Here is a 14,536-nt window from a genome sequence, read left to right on the forward strand (position 1 = left end):
CGCCAATCCCGCAGTGGAATGGTGACCTCGTTCTTCGGGCGGTTGGCGCGGACCTGGCGGGTGGTTTCGTCCCAGCTCTTGACGCCGCTGGTGGTATCGAGGACCTGGACGTTCTGGGCCCCTACCGCACAGGCGTAGCGCAGGGCGTCTTCGACGCCGCAACCGTTGAGGTAGGCAGCCAGGAATCCCGCCACGGCGTTGTCGCCGCTGCCCGCGGCTGAGACCACCTTCTCGACGTGGTAGCTCGGCTCGAACAGTTCGCGGTCGGCCCAGTCATCGAGGCTGCCCGGCCGGGCCCGGCCGGTTTTTTCAAGCCGCTGCTTGCCGGCCGTTCGTACGTAGAGTCCCAGTCGGCCGCACTTGATCACGACGACCGCCACGCCGGCGTCGATGCAGGCCTGGCCGAGTTCGCCAAGGAGTTTGCCGTCGATGCCAGCCAGCAGGTCGCCGTCGGCGGCGCGGGCCAGCAGCGTGTCGAACGCCGACCGCTGGAGGGTGAAGGCCAGCTCCTCGATGCTCGGGACGAACAGGTCCACGTGCGGCAGCGTCCGACGGAAGATCGCGGGCCAGTCCACCTGACCGCTGGGACCGGCGGGGTCGGGCAGAGCCAGGTCGAGGCTGGTGGTGGCGCCGGCGGACTTGGCGTTGGCCATGATTTGGGCTAGTTCCTGGCCGCCGTTGCCGTAGGTTCGGGCCATCAGGGGCGGATAGCCGAAGTGGAACAGGTCGGCGGCGGCCACCACGGTCTGGTCAATGTCCGCAGCGTCGAAGGTGTCGTTGGCGCCGGGACAGTGGAGGAAGATGCGGTCGATGCCGGGCGGGCTGATGACGATGGTGTAGCTGGTGGTTTCGCCGTCGACCACGCGCATGCTGATCTCGTCGCCGGTCGCCTGGCTGGTCAGTTTATCCACCAGGGCTGAGCCGAAAAGGTCATTGCCGCACTTGCCCATCAGCCGCACCGTCTTGCCCAGCCGTCGAAGGGGCAACCCGGTATTCGGAACCACGCCGCCGGTCGAGATCGTCGCCGCCTCCACATTGATCAGCTTGCCCGGCCGAAACAACTCCGCGAACGACCCGGTGAACGCCGGGACGCTCGGAAAGATGTCCACGCACGCATGACCCGCCACCACCACGTCCACTTTGCCGCTTGTCATCCGACCACTCCTATCTTCAGACGCCGATGCTCGCATTCCGATAAGGGCTTACGCCGCGGGATATTGTAACACCGCCGGTCCGCCGGGGAAAGAAGGAGTATCGCCGCCGATGGTGGCATCCGCAACCGCGTGCTCCGCTCATTGCTTCTTTTTGATTCGCTTGGCCTGCTCGATCATCTGGCGGTCGCGTGGTCGGTTGGTCGCCTTCTTGGAGTCGATGAACGCATCGAGGCTGAGCACCCGCATCCGGAGGCCGTCCACGTCGATGAGCAGGCTGTTCTCTTTAACCTTTGGGAAATCCCCCACTCCTTCGACGAAACTCAGGCAGTCCAGTTGGCCGACGTCGGTGTCCAGGTAGAGGTTGTTGTACTGCCCGGCGTTTAGCTCGGTCAACTCCAGCTTCAGGCGGGCCGGCGTCATGCGGTGAACGGGGTGAACATCCTTGAGCGCCTCGGCAAGCTTCAGGAGATTAGGGACTGAGAAGTCACAGCAGATATCGACGTCCTGCGTGACGTAGGTGCATCCGTGCACGACCCCGGCGAACCCGCCGATGATGACGAAATCCACCTCCTTGGCAGTCAGCAACTCCAACAGCGTCAGAAATGACTGGTTCACAGGACCTTGGCCCTTTGGAGTTTTTGCATCGTGGCCAGGGCGATCTGATGACGGCGGATGCGCTCAGCGTAGCTGCGCTTAAGGTTCTCCTCCAGCATCCGCTCGTCCAGCGACGACTCTTGCGAGGCTGGTTTGGACTTTTGAGGCTTGGCCGTGCGTTTTGTGCCCATATCGTGATTCTACATCCGCCGTCCTATATTTCCAGATAAATGGCGGCGTTCGCGGAGCGGTGTAAGGGCCCCCATCCGGATCAGCCCCAAAGGGGCGCCAGCCTGTAGCCAGGGGCGCAAGCCCTGGTCGCGAGCCCCTGGTGCCAAACCCCACCCATGCCGACCAGCCCCGAAGGGGCGCAAGGGTGCAGCCAGGGGCGCGAGCCCCTGGTTCTGAACGCCACCCATGCGAATGAGCCCCGGAGGGGCGACAGAAAGACAGAAAGATACGGCGATCATGGGCCAGACCCCGACCTGCCTGCATTGCCATTTGGTCTTCAGCACCAGGAACCGCCTGCCGCGGATCACCCCCAACCTGCTGCACCGATCAATACCCACTCGTCCAGGCACGAATCGGTCGCCCCGCTGGGGCTTCCTGAACCACGCAATACGCATTCCAGGGGCTCACGCCCCTGGCTACACACCTTCGCCCCGTTGGGGCGAGCGCGTCGGCCCATGGCCAAATACCCAGCACGCGATACCCGCGCGCTGCGAACTACAGCCATGGAGCAAAAAACCAGGTGCGTCCCATTTCCATCACGGTCGGGCGGCCCTGCCTCAGACTGCAAAGCCGCGATTTGCATGGTCGCGAAAGGTGCGCGCTACATCGCATCCCGAAAACTTCTAGCAGCAAGGTACCCCAAGTGAGTGTACAGGAAGGCGCACAACACCATTAGCAGGTAGAAGAACAGGATTTCCCAGTGTCTGAGGCTCCATCGCCGTGTCCACGCCAGCCAGATGCCGAAGGTGATCACTACCCACACAATATAGACAGCGGCTGTCTGCGTTAAGAGACTCGCTGCGGACGCACCGAAAGGACCGAACGTCCCTTTCAGAAGAATGCGGCCGTAGATGATGACACCAGCGCCGACGAGCGGCGTAATTCCGCAGGCACCCATGCAGGATGCATGGCTGGGAACGTCCTTGCCTCGCCTGGAACAGACGAACCAGATAACCCAAGGCAGGACAAATACCAAGACAAAGCCGACCAGTAACCTGAGGAATTCATATGTGCTCGTCTGCACAGGTATAGTCTCTTCTGAACTATCCGGTCGTGCCGTTTTGAGCCGTAGTCGAGCGAGCCTCGGCCGAAAGCCTCCGCGTTCACACGAATATAACCTATCAGGCACATGAACTCAAGGATCAAGTGCATCTGACCTGATCATGAGGCAGTCTCCCGTCAGGCGGAGAGCAACTTGCGAACTGTCTCGGCGATTCGCGGGGGATCGGGGCGGTAGGCGTTTTCGAGGATAGGGGCGAAGGGGACGGGGATGTCGGCTGAGGCGATGCGGGTGACCGGGGCGCGGAGGCGGTCGGCGAATCGTTCGGCAATCTCGGCTGCGAGTTCGGCGGCGACGCCGCCGGTGCGCGGGCCTTCCTCGACGATGACCGCGCGGCCGGTCTTGGCGATCGATTGGCCGAGAAGGTCCCAGTCGATCGGGCGCAGGCTGCGCAGGTCGATGACCTCGGCGTCGATGCCTTCGCCGGCCAGCGTCTGGGCGGCGAGTTGGCAGTGGTGGGCCATCAGCAGCCAACCGATGAGGGTCACGTCGCGGCCTTCGCGACGAATTGCGGCACTGCCGATCGGCACCACGTAGTCTTCGCCAGGCACCTCGCCGCCCGCGTCGAGCGAGCCGCTTTCCGAGCGGGCGCCCTTGGAGCCGTAGAGCAGCTTATGCTCGAAGATCATCACCGGGTTGCCGTCGCGGACGGCGGCTTTGAGCAGGCCCTTGGCGTCGTAGGCGGTTGACGGGGCGACGAGTTTGATACCCGGCACGCCCATGACGAACCGCTCCATGTTCTGGGCGTGCTGAGCGCCGCGGCCGGTCGCGCCGACCGGGACGCGCATGACCATCGGCACGGTCGCCCGGCCGCCGGACATGTAGGTCAGCTTGGCCACGTTGCTGACGACCTGGTCCATTGCGCAGAGGAGGAAGTCGCCGTACTGGACGTCGGCAATGGGGATCAGGCCCATCATGGCCGCCCCAGCCGCCGCCCCGAAAAAACCCGCCTCGGCGATCGGTGTGTTCCAGACGCGGTCGGGGAACTGCTTCTCCAGGCCCAACGTGACGGTGAACGCGCCGCCCCATCCGCCGGGGATTCCGATGTCCTCGCCGATACAGAAGACCCGCTGGTCCCTGGCCATTTCTTCGGCGATCGCCTCTCGCAGGGCTTCCGCGATGCTCATCCGTTTGCCGCTCATGCGCAGACCTCCCGTCCAAACACACCGGCGGTCAGATCGTTGACATCGACGTCCGGCTGGGTGCGCGCGTATTCGACCGCTTCGTCAATTCGCTGCTCGACCGTCTTGTCGATTTCATCGAGAGCTGCCGCTTCGACGCTGTGGTTTTGCGTCAGTACCTTTCGAAACCGGCCGATCGGTTCGCTGGCCTTGGCCCGCTCGCGTTCATCCTTCGGCTGATAGGCGCAGGGGTCGCGGCGCGAGTGGCCGGTGATGCGGTAGGTTTCCAGTTCCAGCAGGACCGGTCCGCGTCCTTCGCGGCATTGGTCGACCGCCTGTCGCGCCGCTTCGTAAACGGCCAGCACGTCGTTGCCGTCGACGGTTTGGCTGCGGATGCCGTAGCCGGCGGCGCGATCGGCCACGTGCGGGATTCGCATCACCTTCGAGACGTGCGTCGAGGCCCCATAAAGATTGTTCTCGCAGACAAACACCACCGGCAGGTCCCAGATCGCTGCCAGGTTGACGCCCTCATGAAAGGCCCCTTCGCTGGTCGCCCCGTCGCCGAAGAAGCACGCACAGACGCGATCTTCCTTGCGGATCCTGAACGCCAAGCCGATTCCCGCCGCCAGCGGAATGGCGCCTCCGACGATGGCGATGGCGGGCACCATGCCCTTTTCGAGATTGCCGATGTGCATCGATCCGCCCTTGCCGCGGCAACAGCCGGTATCCTTGGCGAACAGTTCCGCCATCATCTCATTCGGCGTGAGCCCCTTGGCCAACGCGTGCCCGTGAGGCCGGTGCGTTGACGTAATCACGTCGTCCGGCCGCAGCGCGGCGCAGACGCCAACCGCCGTCGCCTCCTGCCCCTGACACTGATGGATCGTCCCCGGCATCTGGCCTTCGAGGAACAGCAGCTTGACCCGCTCTTCGAATTGGCGGATCAGCACCATCCGTTCGTACAAACCCAGGAGGAACTCCCGGGACAACTCCTTCGGATCGCTCATGACGCACCTACTCCAGAATGGCGATAACCTGTCCGGTCGCGACCTTTTCCTCGGGCTGGACCAGGATTTGGGCGAGTTTGCCGGAGGCCACCGACTCGACCTCCATGGCCGCTTTGTCGGTTTCGACCTCAAAGAGCATCTGCCCGCGCTGAACATCCTGGCCGATCTCGACGAGCCAGCTCTTCAACGTGATTTCATCCGTGGTGGTGCCCAGGTCGGGCATTCGAATCTCAGTCGCCACTTTGTGTCTCCTTCGCTTGGCCGACGCTTCCCAACGCTCCGATGCGCTCCAGCACCGCGTCGCGCACCGCCAGCCGCCCGGCTGTCATCACATCCTGGGGTCCGCCCATGCCCAGGAGCTTGTGCGGGTCCGGTTCGTCGCACGCCAAGGCCTTGCGGATCGTATCGAGATAGGCACGTTTCAGGTATGTGCCATAGCAGACCTTGGCCACACCCAGGCCGATCGCCTCGCGCAGCGATCCGTCGGCGATCCCAGTCCCGCCGTGCAGATCGAGCGGCACATTGACCCGTTTGGCAATCGCCGCCAGAAGCTCAAGGTCCAGGTTCCGCCGGCCGTCGGCGAGGGCATGGACGTTGCCCACGCTGACCGCGATCAGGTCCACACCGGTTTGGTCGACGAACGCGGCGGCGGCGTCGGGATCGGTGGCTTGGCCGTGGCCGGTGTTCGCAGCGTCGGCGCCCCAGGAAAGTTCGCCCACCTCCGCCTCCATGATCGCCCCGTGCTGATGGGCAAATGCCGCCAAGTCGCGCACCCGCCGGATGCACTGGTCGGCCGACGCGTCCGGGTCGTCGAGCATCGCCTGGGAAAAGCCCGCCAGGATGGCCTGGCGGATGCATTCGTCGCGGGAGCACTCGTTAAAGAGCATTCCCACCGGCACTGAGGCGGACTGGGCCGCCGCGCGGGCTACGGTCGCGTACCATTCAATCCGTTCGGCGGCCAGCCGCTGCGGGCGGGTCAGGAATTCCCCGTTAAAGCCGATCAGGATCGGCGAGCGGACCTGCTCAGCCGCGTCGATCACACCGGCCAGCGACTCGACGTTCCAGCTCTCGAAATATCCGACGGCGTAGCCGCCGCGACGGGCGTCCCCAATCAACCTGGCAACCGGAACCAGAGACATTCAACTTACCTCCGCATGTTCGACGTCGACCACGTGCACGTCCTTGCCCATCTCGCAGAGCGTCTCGAGGTCCTCCTCAGGCGTCAGCGCGTCGGTGACGACGTCGCTGATCTCCGAGATATCGAGCACCTTTGAAAGGGCCCGCTGACCGAACTTGGTGTGGTCGGCCAGCAGCACCACCTGCGAGGACCGCTTGGCCATCACCTGCTTGATCCGGAACGTGGCGGGCGACGACTCGAAGGTCCCTTCGTCCGGCACAAAACCCTTGGTGGATACGAAAGCAACGTCCACGAAATACCGACCGGCCGCCTCTTCACAGTCCGGGCCGACAAAACACAAACTCGACGGGTCGCACTCGCCGCCCAGGCCGATTACCGAGTTGCCGCCGGAACGGCACAACTCCATGCACGCGGCGGCTGAGTTGGTTACCACGATCAGATCCGACCGCTTGCGGGCCAGTTGCCGGGCCAACTCCAGGCACGTGGTCCCACCGTCCAGGTATAGCGTCGTCCCCGCTTCCAGCAGTCCCACGGCGCGCTCGGCGATGGCCCGCTTCTGGGCCACCTGCCGGGCCATTCGCGTCGAAAGCTCGTTTTCGTACCAGTAGGCTGGGGCATCGGCCCGTTGAACTCCGCCCAGCGTCTTGATCGCCCGCCCCTGGCCCACGAGACGATCGACGTCCCGCCGGGCGGTCATGGCTGAGACCCCCAGGTGTTCGATGAGTTCCTGGTACGAGCAGGCCCCCCGCTGCTCCAGCAACTCAACGATTGTCTGCTGACGTTCCTGAATGCTCATTGTCCGTATTCCCGTACGTTGGACTGGCTGGTGAACCGGCCAAAGCTGGTATGTGTTCGATACTACCATGATTATGGTTAAAAATCATCACGGCAGTGGTTATTTTTACCACATAATTACAGCTACTGGACGATTAGAGGTAGACAGAGAAGGGAGGCGGGAATGGTAGCCACGGAGGGTGGCGATCAGGAAGGGCAAGAAGCCTGACAGAAGAGGCCCGCACTTCTTATTCGCCTGGCAGCGAGAAGTAGAACGCGGTGCCTTCGCCGTATTCCGAGGCGACCCACATCCGGCCGCCGTGGCGTTCGATGATGCGTTTGACCAGGGCCAGGCCGATCCCGGCGCCGGGGAAACGCTCGCGGTCGGCGTGGAGGCGTTTGAACACCACGAAGATCTGGTCGAGGTACTGCGGCTCGATGCCGATGCCGTTGTCGCGTACGCAGAAGACCCACTCGCCGTTGCTCGGTTCGGCTGCGATGTGCACGTGCGGCGCGCGGTCGTCACGGCGAAACTTGATTGCGTTTTCGATCAGGTTCTGGAACACCTGGGTCAGTTGCGTGGCGTCGGCGCGCACGGTCGGCAGGGGATCAACCACAAGCTGCGCCCCGGCCTCCTCGATCCTCAGCCGCAGATTGGCCCGGGCCCGCGCGAGCGCCTCGTCGCACCGGACCGGCTCAGGCGTTCCGCCCTGGGAGTTGACCCGCGAGTAGGCCAGCAGGCCCTTGATGAGCTGACTCATCCTCACGGCCCCTTCGACGATCAGGCCCATGTACTGCCGCCCGTCGTCGTCCAGCTTGTCGCGGTACTTACGATCCAGCATCTGGACGAAGCTGGCCACCTGGCGCAGCGGTTCCTGGAGGTCGTGGCTCGAGGCGTAGGCGAACTGCTGGAGGTCCTGGTTTGAGCGGCTCAGGTCCTCAACGGTCGCGGCCAGCTGCGCCGTACGCTCGCGGACCCGCTCCTCCAGTTCATTACGGGCCCGGCGAAGCTCTTCAGTCTGGGCCTGGAGTTCCTCGGCTTGGGTCTGGAGTTCTTCCGCCTGCGACTGGAGCTGCTCGTTGAACTCTCGGAGCGTCCGCTCGACTTGCTTCTGCTCGGTGACTTCGTGGGCCACCACATTGATGGCCTCGACGCGACCATGCTCATCTTTCAGCGGCAGCCAGTGCTCGATCCATATTCGCTCGACACCCGGCTGGGCCGGGGTGGCGCCGGTGATTTCGATATTCAGTACGGGCTCGCCGGTGCGGAAGATCCGCTGCGCCAGCCTCTCAACAGGTTCGACCAGATCGGGCACCACCTCCCGCACCGTCCGTCCCAGGTGTTCCTCAGCGGGCACGCCGTTGATTTCGGCCAGCCGCTTGTTGACCCGCACGTACCGCATCTCGCGATCGAAGACGCACAGTCCCACCGGGGCCGATTCGTATATCGCCTCGATTTCCGCCAGTTGTTCTCGCACCTGCCGTTCACGGGCCCGCAAGGCTTCGTCGGCGCGGCGGCGTTCGGTGACGTCGAGGAAGACACAGGCAAACTGGTTTTCAGCCGGACGGTAGGCGAAGACTTCGTACCAGCGGTCCAAAGGCGTACTGCACTGCTCCAGGTGGGCCGGTTCTCCGGTCTGGACAACACGTCCGAAGGTCTGGATCCACATCGGATCGTTGCCGGGCAGAACCTCCAGTACGGTTCGGCCGAGGATATCCCCGCGCTTCAGGCCGGTAAGCCGCTCGAATGCCGGGTTGACGTCCAGAAAGCGGTAGTCGCACGGACGGCCCTCGCCGTCGAAGAGCATCTCGTGCAGTCCGAAGCCTTCGTTCATCGCGTTGAACAGGCTGCGGTACCGCTCCTCGCTGGCCTGCAACTGCTGCTCCCAGCGTTTGCGGTCGGTGATGTCCTGGGCGATCCCAAAGCCGCCCAAGAGGCCGCCGCCGTCATCGAGCTCCAGGTATGCTTTCTCTCGAACCCACTTGACCTGACCGTCCACCACGATGCGGTGCTCGATGTCGTAGGGCTCGCCCCGCCCGCTTGCGTTCCACCGGGCATCGACGTACTCTCGGTCGTCGGGATGGACGACTTCCAGGAACGTTTCGTAGGTGAGAGGCACGCCGCTGGGCACACCGAATATCCGATAAGTCTCGTCGGACCAGGTAAGGACGTTTTGGCGGGCGTCGAGCCGCCAACTGCCGATCTGTCCGACCTCCTGGGCGCGGTCGAGGTCCTTGCGGCTCTGGACCAGTTCCTCGGTGCGCTGGGCCACACGGCATTCGAGGGTCTGATTCAATTCCTCGAGCGCCGCTTGGGCCCGCTTGCGATCCGTGACGTCCAGCCCCACCTCCATGATCAGGGGCGAACCGTCAGCGTCGGTGAACGGGAAATCATACACTTCGTAATCTCGCCCGTCGGGCCCGGTCCAGTCCCAACGGTGAGGCGCGCCGGTCCGGAGCACCTTGAAGGTCTCGCATATCTCGCACGGTTCAGACCGGCCGAACAGGTACTCGTAGCATCGCCGCCCCTGGGATTTGCCGAACCGGTCTTCGAAGAAACGGTTGGCAAAGGGAACTCGGTAGTCGGGATCCAGCAATATCGCGTAGACGGGCATCATGTCCAGGACATCGTGGAACCGCTGGCGCTCAGCCGTCACGGCCGCGACGGCCGCAGCCAGTTCGGCCGTCCGCTCCTCCACGCGGATCTCCAACTGATCCTTCATCGCCCGCAGGGCCTCTTCGGTCCGCTTGCGATCGGTCACGTCACGTCCGTAGAAGTTCACGTACGACTCGCCGGGCGGGCGCACCGCGGCGAACCAGAACGTGCGTCCCGAAGGGTGCAGCAGTTCCGTCTCCAGCGGCCCGTCTTTTTCCCACGCTTGCGTCAGCAGCGCCCGTGCGGGGGCGGGCGTCATGCCTTCCGAAGGGACATCCTGCCCCGCCAGCCAGGCCTGTCCCGCCTCGTTGGCGTACATCACCGCCCCATCGGCTGCGATCCGAAGCACCGGGTTGGGGTTCTCCTCCGGGAACTGGGCCAGGCGCCGCTGGGCCTCGAGTGCCCGTTTGCGTTCCATGGCGACCGCGACCTGGTCGGACACCGCCCGCATCAGTTCGGTCTCGTCGTCGGTGAAATGGGTGCGGCGTTTGGTACCGAAACTGAGGGTGCCGATCAGGCGGTCACCGGCCATCAGCGGGTGGCAGCAGTAGGCCTGCACGCCCCAGGTTTTGATCAGGTCGGTCCGCTGGTCCGGGGTGTGTTGAATGTCGTGGGCAATGATCCGCCGGCGGTCCTGGGCCACAGATCCGCAAACCGCCACCCCGAAATCGAGATGCCGAATCTTTTCCGCCGTCTCTGCGGAGATCCCCGCGCAGGCGTTCAGGTACAGCCGTTCCCCGCCTTCCCCGGCAAGAAAATTGAAGAACACGTCGCAATCCAGGTGCCGCATCACCTTGTCGCAGAGGTCCTCGACCACGGTCTGCGGGTCGTCCGCCCGCAGCAGGGCTCCAGCCGTCTCGGCGAGCAGAGCGTACCGCTGGGTCGTCCGGTTCACCGCGTCCTCCGCGTATTTGCGGTCGGTGACGTCGCTGCCGACGGCGAGAATCTCGGTCACCCGGCCATGCTCGTCAAGGATTGCCCGATTCGTCCAGGCCATCCACACCCGCCGTCCGTCACGGCAGATGTTCTCGTTGACAATGTTGACGTAGCGATCCGGATGCTCGACGATGTCCTGGACCAAGCCGGTCAGGTCCGTGCCCGTCGACTCCCGCTCGGGCACCAGGATGCCCACGTGCTTGCCGATCACCTCGTCGGCGCTCCAACCGAAAAGTTTCTGGGCGAATTCGTTAAGAAACGTGATCGTACCGTCGCGGGACCAGCGGATGATGGCGCTGTTGGCGTTCTGCACGAGTTCACGATAGCGATTCTCACTTCGCTGCAGAGCGTCCGCGACGGCAGCGTGCTGCCCGTCTCGCCGCTGAATCAGCCAGGAGAAGCCGGTGGGCCTGCCGTCCGGGTCGCGACCCGAGCGGATATGGGCGTGGACAGAAACGGGCGTGCCTCGGCTGATCAGCCGGCCCTGCCATCGCCCCGGGTCGGTACCGGTTCGACCGGTATTCAGGATATCAGCCAGAGCCGCGCGAGCATCCGGATCAACCAGTTCCAGCAGCGACCGGCCGACCAGGTCGTCACCGCCAAACATCGCCGCCGCCGCGGGATTGGCCTGCTGGATCAGCCCCTGCACGTCGGTAACCAGATAGACGTCATTCATGAAGCGGACAATATCCGGAGGCATCAAGAACGACTGCCAACCTCCCGTTGCCGACCCACCAACGCCTCCGGCTGCTCGATCGCCGTTGTGTGTGCCCATCCCGGTTCACCACGTCCTTCAGTAATCTCACTGCCGGCCCGTCCTGCCGTACGCACTCCGCCCTACCCGCAGAGATCGCGCTTCCCAGACAGATGTTCGGGAATCCCGCCAATAAGTAGCTTAATTATAAAGCACTTAGCACGCCACTGTCCAGTGAGAGCCGAGGTTCTACAGCCGGTGGACCTTCGAGGGATGCAAGACAGTCCCCACGGCCGAATGTCCCTTCATCTACATCAATGTCATCAATAAAATTTGGCTTGCATTTGGTTCCGGAGCGGTTATCATCAACGGGTATGAGCACCCTTCCTGGCGTTCCGAACGACGTGCTGGACCAGAAGATCTGCGCCGAGTCACTTCAAGCCTACCTTCAAGCCTTGGACTCGGCGAGCCGACAGGATGGGGCATGGGCTGATGTCGCCGGGATAGGCGTGCTTCTGCAGAGCTGCGGCTTCAGCACAATACGCCAGGTCCACCAGGCCGCAACCGACGGTTGGGACAGGCTCTGTGCGTTTGAGAAGAATCGAGGAGCATCCCTTTCGAGCGGTTCGGCTGTGCTGTACGCCCTGATGATCGGCAGCCATCGGGTCCGCCGGCTGATCGCCACGGACCAGGACCGGCAGGAACTGGCCCCGTACTGCGGCGACTGAGGTATCCGGATCGGGAAAGCCGTCGACCGCCAGTATTTCATCGACGGCGACACAGTCCAATCCCAGGACATCCCACGGGATTTGTGAGTTATCACACTCGTTCGTCGAGTTCTGCCTGCCGCAGCGCCTCGGTCGGCGAGCGTCCTTCGTGAATGACGGCTTTGAACGCCGCCAAAGCCTTGGCCGGCTGGGGAAATCCCCAGATGTTGCGGCCGATGGTCAGCCCGCGGGCACCGGCTTTGAGCACGCCCTGGGCCAGGGCCAGGGCCTCGCCGAGGGTGTCGGTCTTCGGGCCGCCCGCCGCGACGATCGGGCGCGGACAGCTCCGCACGATCTGTCCGTAGCTTTCCGGATCGCCGGTGTACGGGACCTTGATCAGGTCCACGCCGACCTCGATGCCGCAGCGGACGGCCCAGGCGATCCGTTCGGGATCATAGACGATCCGCACGGTCCCATCCGGTTCGAACACCCGCGGATAGACGTGCAGGATCACCGGCAGATCCCACGCCTCGGCCCGCCGCACGAAATCGGCCAGCCGGCGAACGTAGCTCGCCTCGGTCGGGCCGTAGACGAACATCACCGCGGCCAGGGCCTCGGCGCCCATCCGCACCGCGTCTTCCGGTTCGGCCAGATGCTCGTTGGCCGAATCGTCCGGCCGCACGTAGCACGACTGAACAATCAGCGGCACCTTTCCCGCATACGGCCCCCAGCAGCCCAGCGCCGCCCCCTTGTGCATCGTCACCGCGTCCGGCCGCAGCGGGACCAGCTCGGCCAGCACGGCTGGCAGGTCGCGCAGGTTTTCCGGCATGCCCATCTGGTAGCCGCTGGCGTGGTCCACCGCCACCGAACAGAAGTTGCCTGAAGGATGCGAGAAAAGACGGTTCATTCGAATCTGTTTGCCGATGCCCATGGGTCTTGGCTTTCTCCAAGAAGGTTACCGGGATGACGGTGCATTCTCGAACGGCACCCAGTCGATCTGTCCAATGGCGGTGATGCCGCTGGCATCCAGCGTGCGGAGCTGAATGCGGTAGTGCCCGGACGAACCGGGACAACTCAGGCGCACCGACGTCCGATCCTCGCGGATGGAAGTCGTCACGTCGCGCCAGGCGCCGAACCGCCGCGTCTCGCCTTCGCACACGTGGGGTTTGAATCGCACCTGGCAGCGGTCAAACGGCTGCGGCGAGTCGAAGGTTAGTTCCACCTGTCCGTTGCCGTGGCCTACCCGTTCCGGATCGAGCCGCCCGATCGCCACCGGCGAGCGGTCCGCCAGCGCCGCCAGGTCGTGGTGCTCGGCGAGATAGCCGAAGAGCGTTTCGGCGATCAGGTCGTGGCCGGTCTGGCCGGCGTGCATGCCGTCCGGCAGCAGGGCCAGGAGCTTGGCTTCGTCGCCGCCCGCGGCGTCGCAAAATGCCCGGTTCACGTCCACCAGTCCCGCTCCGCACTCAGCCGCCAGTCGGCCGAGCCGCTCGATGTAGCGATCGACCATGAAGTTAAAGCCGTGGTCGGTATACGGCGGTTTGCCGTACAGCTCGCGGAGCTGCTCGGTCATCACCATCGGCGGCGGCGTGAGCAGCACGACCTGCGTTCCGCGTTCGCGGAGGGCGCCGATCATGGCAGCCAGGTTGCGGACGTAGACGTCGACGGGCACTCGCGGTTCGGTCTGGTCCGCCCAGACGTCGATGGCGGCGTCGTTGGTGCCGAACATCATCGACACCAGGTGCGGGTGAAATTCCAGGACGTCGCGGGAAAACCGGGCCATCGCCTGATCGGTGTTGTTGCCCGGCACGCCGGCGTTGAAGACCTGGGCGCGAACGCCGGAACGGTTGAGCCGCTCCTCGATCTGGACCGAATAGACTCTGGTTTCCTGGCGATAGTCGGTGATCGAATCGCCGAACGTCACCAGCCGGAGCACCTTGCCGCTAGCCATGATCGCGTCTCCTGAAGCCCCGGCCAGCATAATTCGGCGGCGATTGCGCGTCAATGCGATTGCCAGACCAACTGAGAAGCTCGAACGGCGGGTGAACCCGCGGCTTTGCCGCAGAACCTCCCGCCCTACAGGCGGGCCAGTTCCGCTTCGACTTCTTTGACGAGGGGGCCGATCGTCTGTTCCGAGAAGTCGAAGTTCAGTCCCGCCGCTGCGAACAGTTCCGGCAGCGGCCGCGAACCGCCCAGTGCCAGGGCTTTGCGGTAGTCGGCCAGCGCCGCCTGCCGATCTTGCCGCGCCCGGACCCAAAGCTGCAGCGCGCCCAACTGGGCGATCCCGTACTCGATGTAGTAGAACGGGTATTCGAAGATGTGCAGTTGGCGGTGCCAGTAGTAGCGCTTGACCTCGTCGAGTCCCGTCCAGTCGACCACGCCGCCCATGAACCGGTCGAAGACCTCGACCCACTTGTCCGCCCGCTCCTGGCGGCTGTGAGTCGGATTCTCGTAGATCCAGTGCTGGAAC

At 64.1% G+C, this 14,536-nt stretch carries 11 protein-coding genes and 1 pseudogene; 1 reads left to right on the top strand and 11 read right to left on the bottom strand.

What is annotated here, in order from left to right; translation table 11 throughout:
* The 8 genes and pseudogenes from GXY33_10480 to GXY33_10515 form a co-directional block, all read right to left on the bottom strand.
* Positions 1 to 1,154 (bottom strand): carbohydrate kinase family protein (locus tag GXY33_10480; GenBank protein ID NLX05559.1); only part of this gene is annotated, 1,154 nt, incomplete at its 3' end.
* Positions 1,155 to 1,292: 138 nt separating this feature from the next.
* Positions 1,293 to 1,769 carry a nucleotidyltransferase gene (locus GXY33_10485; protein ID NLX05560.1) on the bottom strand — a complete coding sequence of 159 codons (477 nt, stop codon included), beginning with the start codon at positions 1,767 to 1,769 and terminating at the stop codon, positions 1,293 to 1,295.
* Positions 1,766 to 1,939, bottom strand: coding sequence for a hypothetical protein (locus GXY33_10490; protein ID NLX05561.1), 174 nt, complete (start codon positions 1,937 to 1,939; stop codon positions 1,766 to 1,768). The genes GXY33_10485 and GXY33_10490 overlap by 4 nt, the downstream gene beginning before the upstream one ends.
* Positions 1,940 to 3,158: 1,219 nt before the next feature.
* A pseudogene (locus GXY33_10495) lies at positions 3,159 to 5,164 on the bottom strand (dehydrogenase).
* A 7-nt stretch (positions 5,165 to 5,171) separates the two neighbouring features.
* A complete protein-coding gene (locus GXY33_10500) occupies positions 5,172 to 5,405 on the bottom strand; it encodes a hypothetical protein (protein ID NLX05562.1) in 234 nt (77 codons plus the stop codon).
* Positions 5,395 to 6,303: a class II fructose-bisphosphate aldolase gene (locus GXY33_10505; GenBank protein NLX05563.1), complete on the bottom strand. Its 909-nt coding sequence runs from the start codon at positions 6,301 to 6,303 to the stop codon at positions 5,395 to 5,397. Before GXY33_10505 ends, GXY33_10500 begins: the two co-directional genes overlap by 11 nt.
* Entirely contained in the window at positions 6,304 to 7,098 is a 795-nt protein-coding gene (locus tag GXY33_10510; protein ID NLX05564.1) for a DeoR/GlpR transcriptional regulator, read from the bottom strand.
* A gap of 226 nt (positions 7,099 to 7,324) precedes the next feature.
* Positions 7,325 to 11,344 (bottom strand): PAS domain S-box protein, encoded by a 4,020-nt coding sequence (locus GXY33_10515; GenBank protein NLX05565.1) that lies wholly within the window; start codon positions 11,342 to 11,344, stop codon positions 7,325 to 7,327.
* 392 nt (positions 11,345 to 11,736) lie between these two features.
* Between GXY33_10515 and GXY33_10520 the strand changes: the two genes are divergently transcribed.
* Entirely contained in the window at positions 11,737 to 12,090 is a 354-nt protein-coding gene (locus GXY33_10520; GenBank protein NLX05566.1) for a hypothetical protein, read from the top strand.
* A 91-nt stretch (positions 12,091 to 12,181) separates the two neighbouring features.
* Here the strand turns inward: GXY33_10520 and GXY33_10525 are convergent, their stop codons facing one another.
* From GXY33_10525 to GXY33_10535, 3 genes are all read right to left on the bottom strand, one after another.
* On the bottom strand, positions 12,182 to 13,000 hold the full coding sequence (locus tag GXY33_10525; protein NLX05567.1) for an aldolase: 819 nt from the start codon (positions 12,998 to 13,000) through the stop codon (positions 12,182 to 12,184).
* Between the two features lie 24 nt (positions 13,001 to 13,024).
* A complete protein-coding gene (locus GXY33_10530; protein NLX05568.1) occupies positions 13,025 to 14,017 on the bottom strand; it encodes a hypothetical protein in 993 nt (330 codons plus the stop codon).
* Positions 14,018 to 14,142: 125 nt separating this feature from the next.
* Positions 14,143 to 14,536: M3 family oligoendopeptidase (locus tag GXY33_10535; protein NLX05569.1), on the bottom strand; the 394-nt coding region annotated here is incomplete at its 5' end.

The sequence above is a fragment of the Phycisphaerae bacterium genome (assembly GCA_012729815.1).
Lineage (GTDB): Bacteria > Planctomycetota > Phycisphaerae > JAAYCJ01 > JAAYCJ01 > JAAYCJ01.

Coding starts and splice junctions, on each gene's coding strand:
- GXY33_10525 (NLX05567.1), bottom strand. CDS start 13,000: ATGGGCATCGGCAAACAGATTCGAATGAACCGTCTTTTCTCGCATCCT.
- GXY33_10505 (NLX05563.1), bottom strand. CDS start 6,303: ATGTCTCTGGTTCCGGTTGCCAGGTTGATTGGGGACGCCCGTCGCGGC.
- GXY33_10520 (NLX05566.1), top strand. CDS start 11,737: ATGAGCACCCTTCCTGGCGTTCCGAACGACGTGCTGGACCAGAAGATC.
- GXY33_10510 (NLX05564.1), bottom strand. CDS start 7,098: ATGAGCATTCAGGAACGTCAGCAGACAATCGTTGAGTTGCTGGAGCAG.
- GXY33_10530 (NLX05568.1), bottom strand. CDS start 14,017: ATGGCTAGCGGCAAGGTGCTCCGGCTGGTGACGTTCGGCGATTCGATC.
- GXY33_10490 (NLX05561.1), bottom strand. CDS start 1,939: ATGGGCACAAAACGCACGGCCAAGCCTCAAAAGTCCAAACCAGCCTCG.
- GXY33_10515 (NLX05565.1), bottom strand. CDS start 11,344: ATGAATGACGTCTATCTGGTTACCGACGTGCAGGGGCTGATCCAGCAG.